Raw genomic sequence first — 15,598 nt, forward strand, 5'->3', positions numbered from 1 at the left:
CTGTTTCTGAGCGCCCGCCATCAACCGCGGCGGCTGATGACCGGACCCTTGGCGGAGCCGAATTCCGCGAGCACGGTTTCGCCGGCAATCGCGGTCTGGCCGAGGCTGACGCGCGGTTGCGCGCCCTCGGGAAGGAAGACGTCGAGGCGGGAACCGAAGCGAATGAGACCAAAGCGCTCGCCGGGCTGCAGCGTATCGCTCTCCGCCGACCAGCAGACGATGCGGCGGGCAACAAGACCGGCGATCTGGACAACGCCGATTTCGCCATGGGCGGTGTCGATGACGAGGCCGTTGCGCTCGTTTTCGTGGCTTGCCTTGTCCAGATCGGCATTGACGAACTTGCCGGCGCGATAGGCGATGCGGCGGATGGTGCCGCGCATCGGCGAGCGGTTCACGTGGCAATTGAAGACATTCATGAACACCGAGACGCGCAGCATCGGGTTGGTGCCGAGGCCGAGTTCGTCCGGCGGCGTGACGAGCGCGATCGAAGAGACGCGGCCGTCGGCGGGGCTGATGACCAGATCGTCATCGAGCGGCGTCATACGTTCCGGATCGCGGAAGAAATAGGCGCACCAGGCCGTCAGGATGAAGCCGAGCCACATCAGCGGCTCCCAGAGAAATCCGAGGAGCAACGAGACGACGAAGAAGCCGGCGATGAAGCGATAGCCTTCCTTGTGCACCGGGACCAGCGTGCTGCGTACCGAATTGATCAAGCTCATGAACAGGGATCTCCAGATTTTCGTTCGGCTAGGACGTACAGGGAAAAGGCAGCAGTTGGTAGTCGTTAGTGAGTAGTGAGCAGTGAGAAGTTCTTAGAAAGCCCGCTATCCACTACTCACTGCTCACTAATCACTCCCATTCACACCGCCGCCGCACCGCGCAACACAACCCCAAGGTCGTCGCTCTCGCGGACCTTCTTCAGCGTTTCCTCGGCCTGCGTCGCTTCGCGCTGGCGTTTCCACATGGAGGCGTAAAGGCCGTCGCGGCCGATAAGTTCCCCATGGGTGCCGCGCTCGGCGATGCCACCATCCTTCAGGACGATGATCTCGTCGGCATGGACGACCGTCGACAGGCGGTGGGCGATGACCAGCGTCGTGCGGTTCTGCGAGACGATATCGAGTGCTGTCTGGATCTCCTGTTCGGTGCGGGTGTCAAGCGCCGAGGTCGCCTCGTCGAGGATCAGGATCGGCGGGCTTTTCAGCACCGTGCGGGCGATGGCGACGCGCTGCTTCTCGCCGCCCGACAGTTTCAGGCCGCGCTCGCCGACCATGGCGCCGTACCCCTCCGGCAGGCTCTCGATGAACTCGCCGATCTGGGCGATATCCGCCGCCGCCTCGATCTCTGCCTGCGTAGCGGAAATGCGGCCGTAGCGGATGTTATAGGCGATCGTGTCGTTGAACAGCACCGTATCCTGCGGCACCATGCCGATCACGGCGCGCAGGCTCTTCTGCTTCACGTCGCGCACATCCTGACCATCAATGGTGATGGCGCCCTCCTGGACATCGTAGAAACGGTAAAGAAGCCGCGACAGCGTCGATTTGCCGGCGCCCGAGGGCCCAACGACAGCGACGGTCTTGCCGGCCGGGACCTCGAAACTGATGCCCTTGAGAATCGGGCGGGCTGGATCATAGGCGAAGTGCACGTCCTTGAAGGCAATCGCACCGCGATTGATCACCAGTTCCTTCGCGTCCGGACAGTCGACGACCTCCGCCTCGACGTCAAGCAGGTCGAACATCTTCTCGATATCGGTCAGGCCCTGGCGGATTTCGCGATAGACGAAACCGATGAAGTTGAGCGGAATGGCAAGCTGTATCAGCATGGCATTGATGAAGACGAAATCGCCGAGCGTCTGCTCGCCGCGCTGGACAGCAAGCGCCGACATCACCATCATGACCGCGGTGCCCGCGCCGAAAATCAGCGCCTGGCCGAAGTTGAGCCAGCCGAGCGAGGTCCAGACCTGCGTCGCGGACCGCTCGTAGCGCGCCATGGACTGGTCGAAACGCTTGGCCTCCATCTCCTCGTTGCCGAAATATTTGACCGTCTCGAAGTTCAGAAGCGAATCGATCGCCTTGGTATTGGCGTCCGTATCGCTGTCGTTCATCGAGCGGCGGATCGAGATGCGCCAGTCGCTCGCCTTGATGGTGAACCAGATGTAGAGCCAGACGGTGATGGCGGTCACAGCCAAGTAGCTGAAGCCATAGCCCCACCAGAATACCACGGCCGTCAGCAGGAACTCGATCAGGGTCGGCATCGTGTTGAGGATGGTGAAGCGGACGATGGTCTCGATGCCCTTGGTGCCGCGCTCGATGATCCGCGACAGGCCACCGGTGCGGCGTTCCAGATGGAAGCGCAGCGACAGCTGGTGCATGTGGACGAACGTGCGATAGGCAAGCTGGCGCACCGCGTGCTGGCCGACGCTGGCAAAGAGAGCGTCACGCAGCTGGTTCAGCCCCGCCTGCAGCAGGCGCGCCAGGTTATAGGAGAGCACGAGCATCACGGCGCCGGTAAAGACGGCAGGAACGGCGCCGACGATGTCGGTCTTGCCGTTCAGCGCGTCGGTCGCCCATTTGAAGAAATAGGGTACGAGCAGCAGCACGATCTTGGAGGCCAGCAGAATGACCGTCGCCCACACCACGCGCATCTTGAGGTCGCTGCGGTTGCTCGGCCACATATAGGGCCAGAGATTGATGATCGTGTGCAGCGGATTGCCTGCGTCCGCCGATACCGTCTTCTTCTGGGCTGCCATTTTGTGTTTCCGCCTTCGTTCTTCGGCTGCTTTTCACAACAGCCGTCCTTGCGTGCTTTGCATGTCACGACGATGAACATCGATAGGAAAGCGCGCCCGCAATCTCCAATCAAAAAGCGGCGCCTTTCGCAAGGCGCCGCGCTTCGTTTGAAATAGGCTTCACGGGGACCGACCGCAATGGAGCGGCCGGTAAAAAGCGCTCAGCGCAGATCCTTCATGCGCTTGCGGTGCAGCTCCCGTGATTCGTCTTCCGACATCGCCTCGTCCGGCACGCCGAAGATCTGGCCGGGCAGGATACGGTCCGGATTGGTGATCTGGTCCTCGTTGGCAAGATAGATCGTCGTGTAACGAACACCCGCACCATAGACGCGGCGCGAAATCTGCCAGAGCGTATCGCCGCGGCGGATGATCACCGAAGCCTTGCTCTGCTGCAGCGGCGCCTGCTGCACCGTCTGCGGCTCGGCAGCAGTCTGCCCGGTTGCCGGTTTCTCGGCCGGTGCGGCGCTGTCGCCGCCTGCCGTGGCGGCAGGCTTCTCAGCCGTTTCCGCTGCCGGCTTGGCGACATCCTGTGCGGGCGTCGCCGGAGTATCGGTCGCGACCGCATTGCCACCGGTGCCGTCGGTGCGCGGCATCAACGCCGAACCGACCGCCGCCTCGATCTTGCCGAGCGATGCGGAAACGGTGGCGGCATCCGCTGGCAGCGCCTTCAGCACGGCAAGCGCATCGGCCGCGGCCTTGGCTGTCTTCGCCGCCATTTCCTTGACGCTGGCATCGAGATTGTCGGCGACCTTGAAATCGGCGAGCGATTTCAGTGCGATTTCGGTTGCCGAGCGCGCCGCCGCCAGCTCTTCCGCCGTCGGCACCTTGCCGTCTGCAAACAACCCCTTGAGCAGGCCTAGCGCCTTTGTCGCCTCCATCCGCAGACCATCGAAAGTGCCGCCCTCAAGAGGCGTAACGGTGCCTTGCGCGTTGGGTTGAGCCACCGCTGCCACCTGATCGCCGACCGGACGATCGAAGGGAACAGCGACGCGCATCACAACCGTGCTACCGTCGGCGCCCAACACATCGGCGCGGATCGTGTGGTTTCCGACCGGCAGGTCGATCGTACCCTCGACAACGAAACGTCCCTGCTCATCGGCCTTCATCTCGCCGACAAGCTTGTCATCAGCATAAATGCGAACCAGCGCACCGGCCTTGGCGCTGCCGGCAACGAAAATCTTCCTGCCTTCGATCTCGACGGCTGAGACAGCGACAGCCGGCTTCTCGCCGGTTGCCGGCGTCTCGGCCGAAACGGCAGTGTCGGCCGCCGTGGCGGATGCCTCGGGCGCAGGCTCTGCCTTTGCGACTTCACTCGTGGCGGTCGTCGACTGGGCATCGGCAGGCGTTACCTCGGCCACCGGTTTGGTGATGATGCGACTTGCCTTGCCCGGCTTCGAGACCATGGCGAGCAGTTCGCCGGTCTTGTCCTTGGGGATCGAGACGGTAGCGACTTCCTCCGAAGACTTGGTTACGCCGTTTTCGCCGACGCTGCGCAGCGTCAGCTGATAGTCGCCGGCCGGAAGCGGCTTGTCGAAGATCGCCGCAAAATCACCCGTCGCCCCGACATCGGCCGTGCCGATGACGTTATCGCCGCTCATGATTTCAAGCTTGGTGTTGGGCTGCGCCCGTCCGGCAATGACTGTCGAGCCATCCGGCTCGACACGTAGGACATCGAAGCCCGGCACCGTCCATGAAGCAGCGGGATCGGCAGAATTGGCGGTATCGGTCGCCGCCTCGCCCTCAGCCGCGGCGCTCTTCGCATCGGTCAGCTTTGCCGGGCTATCCACCGGGGCATCGGCGGTGAGCGTGTCCTTGCCCTTGTTGATATTCGGCAGGACAAAGAAAACCATCAGCAGGGATGCAATTGCCAGGACGATAAGGGCCACCCAGCCGGCCTTGTTCTTCATCATGCACATCTCCAAATGGCCGGGAGCCGGCAGCGCCCGAAATGGACGCCAGCGAACGGCTTTCCCGAAGCCTATATGCATGCCGCTTTCCGGTTTCCTAACCAGCCGGAATCAGCCCCTGCACATATCGTCAGCTTACTCCTAAAAACGCTAACGATTTCCGTCGCTTTCTACAAGCATCGCCTCATGTCCGGACCAAGCCGGGCCCCGGTTTTCCGTCATTTTTCTTGACGCCTGCTGCGGTGGGATGTCTCTTTGGATCATGAACGAGAAAAATATCCCGATTCGATCCATCTGCGTTTACTGCGGCTCCCAGCCCGGTCGCGATAAATCCTACATCGATGCCGGCCGCATTCTGGGCAAATCCATCGCCGACAACCATCTCCGGCTCGTCTATGGCGGCGGCACGAAGGGCATCATGGGCGCAGTCGCAAGCGGCGTTCTTTCGCACGGTGGCCGCGTTACCGGCATCATACCAGAATTTCTGATGGATATGGAGGCCACCCGCCATTCGCTCGGGCAGCTCAGCGAACTGATCGTGACGCCGGACATGCATGACCGCAAGCACAAGATGTTCGAGCGTGCCGACGCCTTTGTCACCCTGCCGGGCGGCATCGGCACGCTGGAGGAGATCGTCGAGATCATGACCTGGGCGCAGCTCGGCCGTCACCGCAAGCCGATCGTGCTCGTCAACATCAATGGCTTCTGGGATCCGTTGATGACGCTCATCGAGCACATGGCGGAAGCCGGCTTCATCCACACCGCCCATCTCGTCCAGCCACTCGTCATCGACGCGGCCGAGGAGGTCGTTCCGGCGCTGCTGGCTCACTGGGCAAGCGATGTCGACCGCGACGGCGAGCCCGGGATTATCGCCAAGCTTTGACGTCTGGCTGTGGCCCGGAATTATTCCGCCGGGTTTGCCATCACCGCGCGCCGCGCGCGGCTTTCCATGAGCATCGACGTCGAATAGACCGCGAGCGCCGCCCAGATCAGAATGAAGGCGATCAGCTTCGGCGTGCCGAAGGGTTCGTGGAAGACGAACACGGCGATGATGAAGATCATCGTCGGAGCGATGTACTGCATAATGCCGATGGTGGAGAGCCGGAGCAGCTTGGCGCCGTTGGCATAGATCATCAGCGGCACGGCAGTGACGATGCCGCAGGCGAGAAGCAAGGCGACATCGACCGAGCCGGTATCGAAGAAATGCCCCTGCCCCGACGCTTCCAGATAGACGATATAGCCGAGCGCCGGCACGCTGAGCAGCAGCACTTCCAGGAAGAACCCCTGATTCGGGCCGACCGGAAGGGTCTTGCGGAAGAAGGCATAGAGCCCCCAGGAGAGCGCCAGGCCGATCGAGACCCAGGGTAGACCACCCGCATCGAAGGCGAGCACAACGACGGCGACGCCGGCAAGAACGATCGCGACGATCTGCGCCGGATTGAGCTTTTCCTTGAGGAGCACGGCGCCGAGGAAGATCGAGAACAGCGGGTTGATGTAGTAGCCGAGCGCGGTCTCCAGCGCGCGGCCTGCCCCGATCGCCCAGACATAGATGCCCCAGTTGATGGTGATGAGAACGGCTGTCAGCATCGCCATCTTCAGCATGCGCGGCGAGCGTAGCGCAATCTTAATGTCATCCGTGCGGCCGAGCAGGACGAGGACGGCGCCGGCAAGCGGCACCGACCAGACGATCCGGTGGGCGACGACCTCAAAGGCGGGGATATGCGCGACAGCCTTCATGAAGAAGGGCAGGAATCCCCAGAGGAGATAGGCCGTCAGCGCGAAGGCGAAGCCGCGCGGCGAATCGCCGTTCTGCACCACCGGTGTTTGTTTCGCATCAGCCATGGCGTTTCATCCCGTCGAGAATTTCTATCGTTTGGCCCGTCCTACTCCAAACACCGTTGATCAACCAATTCATTTCCGTGAACCTTGCATGCAATAAACCTGACAGAGACTTCAGCTAAGAAGAGGAAAATAGGTGATATTTTGCGGGGTGCATTCCGCAGCTTCCCACCATAGGTTTCAGCCAGGCAATGACCGGTCAGACGAAGGGACTTCACATGTCTTCCAACCTCGCGCTCCATCCGATAACCCGCCGTTCGCTGCTGAGCGGTGCCGCCGCCACGTCCGCCCTCATCCTGCTGCATCCCTTTGCTGCGCGTGCGGCCGCCAACCAGGCGCATCTGCGCATCATGGAAACGACCGACATCCACGTCCACGTCTTCCCGTACGACTATTACGGCGACAAGCCGAACGACACGATGGGGCTTGCCCGCACTGCCTCGATCATCGACGCCATCCGCGCCGAGGCCGGCAATTCCTTCCTTATCGACAATGGCGATTTCCTGCAGGGCAACCCGATGGGCGACTACATGGCCTATCAGCGCGGCATGAAAGAGGGCTACGTGCATCCGGTCATCAAGGCGATGAACGTGCTCGGCTACGAGGCGGGTACGCTCGGCAATCACGAGTTCAACTATGGTCTCGACTATATGTTCAAGGTGCTTGGCGGCGCCAATTTCCCTTACGTCTGCGCCAACCTGACCAAGGGCCAGCTAGCGTCCGATCCAAAGGACGACAAACTCTTCTTCAAACCCTATGCGATCGTCGAGAAGATCGTCACCGACGGTTCGGGCGCCACCAGCCCGCTGAAGATTGGCATCATCGGCTTCGTGCCGCCGCAGATCATGCTCTGGGACATCAAGAACCTCGAGGGCAAGGCTGAGACCCGCGACATCGTCGAGGCGGCAAACGCCTGGGTGCCAGCGATGAAGGAGGAAGGCGCCGACATCGTCATCGCACTCTCCCACTCCGGCATCGACGGCAGCGGGCAGAGCGAGCGGATGGAAAATGCCTCGCTCTATCTCGCCGGCGTCGAGGGGATCGATGCGGTCTTTACCGGCCACCAGCACCTCGTTTTTCCCGGCCCCAAGAGCTTCGACGGTATCGAGGGCGTCGATCCCACCAAGGGCACGCTGCTCGGCAAGCCGGCGGTGATGGGCGGTTTCTGGGGATCGCATCTCGGGCTGATCGACCTTCTCATCGAAAAGGACGGCAAGAACTGGAGGATCGTCGATTTCACCACCGAGGCGCGGCCGATCTACCACCGCGAGGACAAGGCGATCGTCGCCGACGTGGCGGACCGGGCGGACGTGCTGAATGCCGCCAATGCCGAGCACGAGGCGACGCTCGCCTATATCCGCACGCCCGTCGGCAAGACCTCGGCGCCGCTGTACTCCTACTTCGCGCTGGTGGCTGACGACCCATCGGTGCAGATCGTCTCCAATGCGCAGACCTGGTACATCAAGGAGATGCTGAAGGATACGGAATACAAGGATCTGCCGGTGCTTTCGGCCGCCGCCCCGTTCAAGTCCGGCGGGCGCGGCGGCGCCGATTACTACACCGATGTTCCAGCCGGCGACATCGCCATCAAGAACGTCGCTGATCTCTATCTCTATCCGAATACGGTGCAAGCGGTCGTCATCACCGGCGCGCAGGTGAAGAACTGGCTGGAAATGTCGGCCGGCATGTTCAACACCGTCGAGCCGGGCGTCAAGGACGCAGCGCTGCTCAATCCGGAGTTCCCATCCTACAATTTCGACATCATCGACGGCGTGACCTATCAGATCGACCTGTCGCAACCAGCAAAGTACGACAAGGACGGCAACGCGGTGAACCCGGGTTCAAACCGAATCCAGAACCTCTCCTTCGAGGGAAAACCGATCGATCCAACACAGAAATTCGTCGTCGCGTCCAACAATTACCGCGCTGGCGGCGGCGGTAAATTCCCCGAAATCGCCACCGACAAGGTGGTCTTCGCAGCCCCCGATACCAACCGCGACGTCATCGTCCGCTACATCATCGCCGAAGGCACCATCAACCCATCGGCCGATGGCAACTGGAGCTTCAAGCCGGTGGAAGGAGCGACCGCGATTTTCGAGACCGGGCCGAAGGCACGCGGCCTGATCGCCATGGTCAAGGGCGTTAAGATCGAGGCTGCGGGGGACGGCGCGGATGGATTTGCGAAGTTCCGGCTGGTGCTGTGAGCCTCGTCAAACCACTTCGATCAATGTTTCGCCGCACACAAGCGCGGCGACGATCGTGGGTAGAACTACTTCGAACCGGACGAGAAGTTGGTGGCGTCGCGTATTAGGCCACCTGATCCAGACCACAGCCGGGCCAGCTTGCGTAAACACCTTGTGCTGGGCAAAGTCCTCGTCCTTCGTCACGATGACCCAGCCCTCATTCAAAGCGCAGTCCCAGATCAGCCGGTCGGTCGCGGCTTGCATTCCCTTTTCAGAGACATGCACCGCTTCGTAGCCGCGCACAGTCAGCCAACGCGCGAGCGCCGGCAGCAACTGGGCATCGACCAGGAAGCGCATTACGCGACGTGAAGGACAGGATGATCGCTTTGGCGCGCGGCATATTCGAGCGCGGCCTGGACGTCGCCCTCTTCGAGCGCGGGGTAATCCTGAAGGATCTCAGCATGACTGGCTCCTGCCGCCAGCAGGTCCAGCACGTCCTTGACGCGGATGCGAAGGTTTCGAAGGGTCGGGCGACCGCCGCACTGCTCAGGATCGACGGTAATCCGATAGATTTCGCTCATTTCGCTTCCTCGATATTGTCTCGCCGCATGTTCCAACGAACATAACATGTCGCAAGCAGACGGTCGCGTCCTCCTGTCATTTACTCCGCCGCCGCCAAGCCCGCCTGGTCGCGGTTCTTCAACAGCTTGAACACGATCGAATCCATCAGCGCCTGGAAGGAGGCGTCGATGATGTTGTCGGACACGCCGACCGTCCACCAGCGGGCGCCGGTGGCGTCGACCGATTCGATCAGGACGCGGGTGACGGCTCCGGTGCCGCCATTGAGGATACGCACCTTGTAGTCCACCAGTTCCAGATCCTCGATCTCCGACTGGTATTTGCCGAGGTCCTTGCGCAGTGCCAGATCGAGCGCATTGACGGGGCCATGGCCTTCGGCGACCGACATCATCGTCTCGCCGTCGACCGAGACCTTCACCACGGCTTCCGAGACAGTCTTCAGCTTGCCGTTGGCATCGAAGCGGCGCTCGACCATGACGCGAAAACTGTCGACCAGGAAGAATTCCGGCACCGAACCGAGGATCCGCTGGGCGAGGATGGCAAAGCTCGCATCGGCACCTTCGTAAGCATAGCCGGTCGCCTCGCGTTCCTTGACGATGGCGATCAGCTTGTCGAGCTTTGGATCATCCTTGGAGACGACGATACCGCGCCGCTTCAGGGCATTGATGAAATTGGCCTTGCCGCCCTGATCCGACACCATGACCTTACGCAGATTGCCGACGCTTTCCGGCGTCACATGCTCGTAGGTGCGCGGGTCCTTCAGCAACGCGGAAGCATGAATGCCGGCCTTGGTGGCGAAGGCAGACGCGCCGACATAGGGCATCTGGTGGTCCGGCGAGCGGTTCAGGAGTTCGTCGAAGGCATGGGAGAGTGTCGTCAGCTCCTGCAGCCGATCGGCATCGATCGCCGTCTCGAAACGGCGGTTATAGGCTTCCTTGAGTGCGAGCGTCGGGATCAGCGTGACGAGATTGGCGTTGCCGCAACGCTCGCCGATGCCGTTCAGCGTGCCCTGGACCTGGCGCACGCCGGCTTCGACCGCGGCCAGCGAATTGGCGACCGCCTGGCCGGTGTCGTTATGGGCATGGATGCCGAGATTGGCGCCGGGCACGCCGTCATCGATGACGGCGGCGACAATGTCGCGGATTTCCGGCGGCTGGGTGCCGCCATTGGTGTCGCAGAGCACCACCCAGCGGGCGCCGGCATCGTAGGCGGTCCTGGCGCAAGCCAATGCATAGGCGGGATTGGCCTTGTAACCGTCGAAGAAGTGCTCGCAATCGATCATCGCCTCGCGGCCGCTCAGGATGACGGCTTCGACGGACGTGCGGATCGCTTCGAGATTTTCCTCGTTGGAACAGCCGAGTGCCACGCGGACATGGTAATCCCAGCTCTTGGCGACAAGACAGATCGCGTCGCTTTGCGCCTGCAGGAGCGCCGTCAGCCCGGGATCGTTGGACGCCGACACGCCGGCGCGCTTGGTCATGCCGAACGCAACGAAGCGTGCCTTCCCGGTGCGCTTCTTCTCAAAAAACTCCGTATCGGTCGGGTTGGCACCGGGATAGCCGCCTTCGACATAGTCCATGCCGAATTCGTCCAGCATCCTGGCGATGGCGATCTTGTCCTCGACGGAAAAATCGATGCCGGGCGTCTGCTGCCCGTCTCGCAGCGTGGTGTCGAAGAGATAGATGCGTTCTTTCACAGCGATGCCTCCGATGATGGGGCGCTCTGAGTTCGCCGCGCCTTACCCCCCTCTGTCGGCGACGCCGACCTCTCCCCCTCAGGGGGGGAGATTGACCGTCCGCATCGTGCACCCCTTACGAAGTCGGCGAGGAAAAAGAATGATCTCCCCCCTTGAGGGGGAGATGTCACCCAGTGACAGAGGGGGGTAGCTTGCGGCAAATTCAAAACCATCGACAATTCCACCTCGTTACACCTTCCCCGCAAACCGGTCGGTCGCCCGGATGAGCTTGTCGAGAATGCCTGGCTCGGAATAGGCGTGGCCTGCCCCTTCGATCAGGTGGAACTCGGCCTGGCCCCAAGCCTTGTGCAGCGCCCAGGCGTATCTCGCCGGACACGGCATGTCGTAGCGGCCGTGGACGATGACGCCGGGAATGCCGTGCAGCTTGTGAGCGTCACGCAGAAGCTGCCCTTCCACCAGCCAGCCGGCATTGACGAAGAAATGGTTTTCGATCCGGGCGAATGCGTAGGCGAACTCGTCTTCCTCGAACTTGTCACTGGTTGCGGGTTCCGGCAGCAGCGTGATGGTCTCGCCTTCCCAGATGCTCCAGGCCTTGGCGGCGGCAAGGCGTGTCGCCTTGTCATCGCTGGTCAGGCGCCGGTGATAGGCGAGCATCATTTCGTGGCGTTCTTGTTCCGGGATCGGCGCGATGAAGCGCTCCCACTTGTCCGGGAACATTTCCGAGACGCCGAACTGATAGTACCAGTCGAGTTCGGCCCTCGTCAGCGTATAGATGCCGCGCACCACGAGTTCCGACACCCGCTCCGGGTGCTTCTCGGCATAGGCGAGCGCCAGCGTCGAGCCCCAGGAACCGCCGAAGACGAGCCACTTCCCAACGCCGGCCATTTCGCGCAGCCGCTCGATATCGGCGACCAGATGCCAGGTCGTGTTGGCCTTCAGCTCCGCATGCGGCGTGGACTTGCCGCAGCCGCGCTGGTCGAACAGGATCACGTCGTAAAGCTTGGGATCGAACAGGCGGCGGTGGCTCGGCGAGATGGTGCCGCCTGGGCCGCCATGCAGGAAGACGGCGGGCTTGGCGCCGGGGGTCCCGGCCTTCTCCCAATAGATGACGTGACCATCGCCGACATCGAGATGGCCGGACGCGTAAGGCTCGATTTCCGGATAAAGCGTGCGCAGTTCTGATGTCATAGGTTCAAGCCATGCGTGGGCCATTCGGCCGTCTCGTGATCGGGATGCTGGAAGGAGATGATCTGTTCCTGCTTTGAATAGTAGTCGGGATCATCATGGACCGGCTGGTCGAAGATCGTCGTCACCCAGGGCAGCCGGGCGGCGTAGTTGACCTGGATCTGCGGCGCGAGATCGGAGCGGTCGTCGAAAGCGCCGATAGCGATTTCGAGGCCGCCGGGATGGCGATAGGTCAGCGGCGTGCCGCAGGATGAGCAAAAGCCGCGGCTGATGTTCACCGACGACTGGAAATAGTTGGGCTCGTTGCGCGTCCACTCGACGCCGCCTTCCGGCGCCGTCACAAGCGGGCCGAAAAAGCCGCCAAAGGCCTTCTGGCACATGCGGCAATGGCAGATCGACGGGCGGCCAAGCTTGCCCTTCAGGCGGAAACGCACGGCGCCGCACTGGCAACCTCCGGTTCGAATGGTCTCGGTCATGTCTATTCCTCCGGTGGCCAATGTTCAGTATCGAAATCGGGATGCTGGCGGTTCGATTCAAGGATCGCCAGATGCCGTTCCGCGCCCGCCTCGTTGGCGGCATCGGTCTCCTTACCCGGCAACTCCGGCAGGTGCGAAAACCAGGGTACGCGCGATTCCACGCCGGACTGCTTCAACGGCCGCACGTCATAGGGATCGTCGAGCGAACCGAGCACGATATTGATGAAATCCGCCCCCGGCATGTCATAGAATAACGGCGTGCCGCAGGCGGCGCAAAATCCGCGCCGGGCGAATTCGGAGGAGTGAAACCAGCTCGGCTCCCCCCGCGTGATGCGGAACGACGCGCGCTTCGCATTCGCAAGCGGCATGAAATAATTGCCGGCCGCCTTCTGGCACATGCGGCAATGGCACAGATGCGGATCACTGAGCGTGCCTTCCGCCCGATAGCGAACCGCGCCGCACTGGCAACCGCCGGTATAGATGCGGGAGATGCTCATCCGCGCTCCTTTGGCGGCCATTCTGCGGTATCGTGGTCCGGATGCTGGTAGGAAACAAGCGTCGCGAGAAAGGACGCTGCATCCTGATCCGCCATAGTCTCCTCGCCCGGCAGGTCCGGTATGTGATCGACATAGGGAAGCTTTGCCTCGATGCCCCACTGGATTTTCGGGACGATGCCCTCCGGCTTATCGAAGGCAGCGATCGCAAGAGCCATACCATCCGGTGCCTCATAGGTCAGCGGCGTGCCGCAATCGCTGCAGAAGCCGCGGAATACCGCATTGGACGACCGAAAGCGCTTCGGTGCCCCCCGCGTCCAGGTGAGCTTGGCGCCGCGCACGGAGACCAGCGGCAGATAGAAATTCCCGGCCGCCTTCTGGCACATCCGACAATGACAGACGGAGGCGTCGCCGAGCGTGCCTTCGACGCGAAAGCGGACCGCACCGCATTGGCAGCCGCCGGTGTGAACGAGGTCCGTCATGGGTGATCCTTCCTCAAAATCTTGAGGATATGGGCGCAAACACCGCCGATATCCTTCAGAACGTCTTCATTCCAGAAGCGAAGCACGATCCAGCCATCGTTTTCCAGACGCTTCGTGCGCACAGCATCAAAGATGGCATTCCCTTCGATCGCGCGCTGCGATCTCCCCCCTTGTGGGAGGGATGTCACGAAGTGACAGAGGGGGGTGGCGATCGTCACCGCTTGACCTCCCAGGTCGTGACCCGCTCGCCGGTCGCCGCATCCTTGCCGTCCTTTAGCTGGATGCCTTTGGCGGAGAGATCGGCACGGATCTTGTCGGCTTCGGGGAAGTTCTTGGCCTTGAGCATTTCCAGCCGCATGGCCACCAGGGCGTCAACGGCGAACGCCACGGCTTCGTCGACTTCGGGTTCCTTCGGCTCAACGCCGAGCAGAGCCGCGCTCGCGGCAAAAGCGGCAAGCAGAGCCGGATCAGTATTGGCGGCCTGGGCAAGAGCGTGCAACGCCTGCACCGCCGCGACCGTATTGAGATCGTCGGCGAGCGCACTGACCACCGTCGCGTCGGGTGCCGCGCCGCTTTCCTTGACCACCGGCCATTTGGCGAGGAGCCGCTCCGCCTCTTCGAGCCGCTTGATCGAAAAATCGATCGGCTCGCGGTAGTGGGTCATCAGCATCGCCAGACGCAGGACCTCGCCCGGCCACTTGCGGCCGCCCAATGTTTCCGTGTGCAGCAATTCGTAGATGGTGACGAAATTGCCCTCGGACTTTGACATCTTGCGGCCCTCGACCTGCAGGAAGCCGTTGTGCATCCAGACATTGGCCATGACATCCGTGCCATGGGCGCAGCGCGACTGGGCGATCTCGTTTTCATGATGGGGGAAGATCAGGTCAAGTCCGCCGCCGTGAATGTCGAAGACCTCGCCGAGATAACGCTCGCTCATCGCCGAGCATTCGATATGCCAGCCCGGACGACCACGCCCCCACGGGCTGTCCCAGCCGGGCTCGCTGTCGGACGACAGTTTCCACAGCACGAAATCGCCCGGGTTCCGCTTGTGTGCATCGACGGCCACGCGGGCACCGGCCTGCTGGTCGTCGAGATTGCGCTTCGACAGTTGGCCGTAATCGGCCATCGAGCGGGTATCGAACAGCACCTCGCCTTCCGCCGCATAGGCATGGCCCTTGGCGACCAGCTTTTCGATGATATCGATCATCTGGGCAATATTGTCGGTCGCGCGCGGCTGCACGGTCGGATCGAGGCAGCCGAGCGCCCTGGCGTCCTCGAGGTACTGCGTCTCGGTCTTTTCGGTGACGAGGCGAATGGCCTCGTTCAGCGGCAGGCCGGGATGGTCGCGCAAGGCCCGCGCGTTGATCTTGTCATCGACGTCGGTGATGTTGCGGGCATAGGTGACGTGGTTTTCGCCGTAGACGTGGCGGAGCAGCCGGAACAGGACGTCGAAAACAATGGCGGGCCGCGCATTGCCGATATGGGCGTAGTCATAAACGGTCGGACCGCAGACATACATGCGGACATTCGTCGGGTCGATCGGCGCGAAAACCGCCTTCTCCCGTGTCAGCGTGTTGTACAGTTTCAATGTCGGCTGCCCGCCCATTCCCAATCTCCCATTCCGCATCACTCCAAATACACGCAATCGCCCGGTTGGACCTTCGCGTTGTCATCTTGATGTTTGGGAGACGAAAACGGCCAGGCCAGCGGTGAGGCTAGCGAATAATAATCCGGCAGATGATGCAGATAACCGTTTTCATGGTCAGCGTTATCGCGCTTCGATTGCGCTCGGTCAAGAGGTCAGCTGCGTTCCTGCATCATATGTTGGGATGCTGGAGAATTCGTCATTGTTTTGTCATGATTGGGCTTATCTGGAGACGCCAGACGCTCGGGGAATCAAGGCGTTCAGGCACTTGCACATTGCTGCCTGTTTCCTGGGGCACAATAAGGAACGCCGTTTTGGTGGAAAACA

Annotated in this window: 15 protein-coding genes; 2 read left to right on the forward strand and 13 right to left on the reverse strand. The window is 61.8% G+C overall.

Going from position 1 to position 15,598, the window contains the following annotated elements; genetic code table 11:
- Nucleotides 1-20 precede the first annotated feature (20 nt).
- The 3 genes from ACSQ2W_RS01200 to ACSQ2W_RS01210 all read right to left on the reverse strand — a co-directional run bounded on the left by ACSQ2W_RS01200 (nucleotide 21) and on the right by ACSQ2W_RS01210 (nucleotide 4,695).
- The gene (locus tag ACSQ2W_RS01200) at nucleotides 21-719 is read right to left on the reverse strand and encodes a phosphatidylserine decarboxylase (RefSeq protein WP_436084597.1); all 699 of its coding nucleotides are present in this window, start codon (nucleotides 717-719) and stop codon (nucleotides 21-23) included.
- A gap of 140 nt (nucleotides 720-859) precedes the next feature.
- Entirely contained in the window at nucleotides 860-2,746 is a 1,887-nt protein-coding gene (locus ACSQ2W_RS01205; protein ID WP_436084598.1) for an ABCB family ABC transporter ATP-binding protein/permease, read from the reverse strand.
- A 200-nt stretch (nucleotides 2,747-2,946) separates the two neighbouring features.
- Nucleotides 2,947-4,695, reverse strand: coding sequence for a LysM peptidoglycan-binding domain-containing protein (locus ACSQ2W_RS01210; RefSeq protein WP_436084599.1), 1,749 nt, complete (start codon nucleotides 4,693-4,695; stop codon nucleotides 2,947-2,949).
- A 259-nt stretch (nucleotides 4,696-4,954) separates the two neighbouring features.
- On the opposite strand from ACSQ2W_RS01210, the gene ACSQ2W_RS01215 reads away from it, so the two are divergent.
- Entirely contained in the window at nucleotides 4,955-5,575 is a 621-nt protein-coding gene (locus ACSQ2W_RS01215) for a TIGR00730 family Rossman fold protein (protein WP_436084600.1), read from the forward strand.
- A 20-nt stretch (nucleotides 5,576-5,595) separates the two neighbouring features.
- Here the strand turns inward: ACSQ2W_RS01215 and rarD are convergent, their stop codons facing one another.
- Nucleotides 5,596-6,534: an EamA family transporter RarD gene (gene rarD, locus ACSQ2W_RS01220; protein ID WP_436084601.1), complete on the reverse strand. Its 939-nt coding sequence runs from the start codon at nucleotides 6,532-6,534 to the stop codon at nucleotides 5,596-5,598.
- 215 nt (nucleotides 6,535-6,749) lie between these two features.
- Here rarD and ACSQ2W_RS01225 point away from each other — a divergent pair, with 215 nt between their 5' ends.
- Nucleotides 6,750-8,735 (forward strand): bifunctional 2',3'-cyclic-nucleotide 2'-phosphodiesterase/3'-nucleotidase, encoded by a 1,986-nt coding sequence (locus tag ACSQ2W_RS01225; protein ID WP_436084602.1) that lies wholly within the window; start codon nucleotides 6,750-6,752, stop codon nucleotides 8,733-8,735.
- Between the two features lie 6 nt (nucleotides 8,736-8,741).
- Here ACSQ2W_RS01225 and ACSQ2W_RS01230 read toward each other — a convergent pair whose 3' ends face one another.
- The 9 genes from ACSQ2W_RS01230 to cysS form a co-directional block, all read right to left on the reverse strand.
- Nucleotides 8,742-9,071, reverse strand: coding sequence for a DUF5615 family PIN-like protein (locus ACSQ2W_RS01230; protein ID WP_436084603.1), 330 nt, complete (start codon nucleotides 9,069-9,071; stop codon nucleotides 8,742-8,744).
- Entirely contained in the window at nucleotides 9,071-9,295 is a 225-nt protein-coding gene (locus tag ACSQ2W_RS01235) for a DUF433 domain-containing protein (protein WP_436081978.1), read from the reverse strand. The genes ACSQ2W_RS01230 and ACSQ2W_RS01235 overlap by 1 nt, the downstream gene beginning before the upstream one ends.
- Before the next feature lie 80 nt (nucleotides 9,296-9,375).
- Entirely contained in the window at nucleotides 9,376-10,989 is a 1,614-nt protein-coding gene (gene cimA, locus ACSQ2W_RS01240; protein WP_436084604.1) for a citramalate synthase, read from the reverse strand.
- A 228-nt stretch (nucleotides 10,990-11,217) separates the two neighbouring features.
- Entirely contained in the window at nucleotides 11,218-12,177 is a 960-nt protein-coding gene (gene pip, locus ACSQ2W_RS01245) for a prolyl aminopeptidase (RefSeq protein ID WP_436084605.1), read from the reverse strand.
- Nucleotides 12,174-12,650 (reverse strand): GFA family protein, encoded by a 477-nt coding sequence (locus ACSQ2W_RS01250; RefSeq protein WP_436084606.1) that lies wholly within the window; start codon nucleotides 12,648-12,650, stop codon nucleotides 12,174-12,176. The genes pip and ACSQ2W_RS01250 overlap by 4 nt, the downstream gene beginning before the upstream one ends.
- A 2-nt stretch (nucleotides 12,651-12,652) precedes the next feature.
- On the reverse strand, nucleotides 12,653-13,147 hold the full coding sequence (locus ACSQ2W_RS01255; RefSeq protein WP_436084607.1) for a GFA family protein: 495 nt from the start codon (nucleotides 13,145-13,147) through the stop codon (nucleotides 12,653-12,655).
- A complete protein-coding gene (locus tag ACSQ2W_RS01260) occupies nucleotides 13,144-13,626 on the reverse strand; it encodes a GFA family protein (protein ID WP_436084608.1) in 483 nt (160 codons plus the stop codon). The genes ACSQ2W_RS01255 and ACSQ2W_RS01260 overlap by 4 nt, the downstream gene beginning before the upstream one ends.
- A complete protein-coding gene (locus ACSQ2W_RS01265) occupies nucleotides 13,623-13,844 on the reverse strand; it encodes a DUF559 domain-containing protein (protein WP_436084609.1) in 222 nt (73 codons plus the stop codon). The genes ACSQ2W_RS01260 and ACSQ2W_RS01265 overlap by 4 nt, the downstream gene beginning before the upstream one ends.
- Nucleotides 13,841-15,232, reverse strand: coding sequence for a cysteine--tRNA ligase (gene cysS / locus ACSQ2W_RS01270; protein ID WP_436084610.1), 1,392 nt, complete (start codon nucleotides 15,230-15,232; stop codon nucleotides 13,841-13,843). Before cysS ends, ACSQ2W_RS01265 begins: the two co-directional genes overlap by 4 nt.
- Nucleotides 15,233-15,598 lie beyond the last annotated feature (366 nt).

Origin of the sequence: Pararhizobium sp. LjRoot255 (assembly GCF_964252905.1) — a bacterium.
Lineage (GTDB): Bacteria > Pseudomonadota > Alphaproteobacteria > Rhizobiales > Rhizobiaceae > Pararhizobium.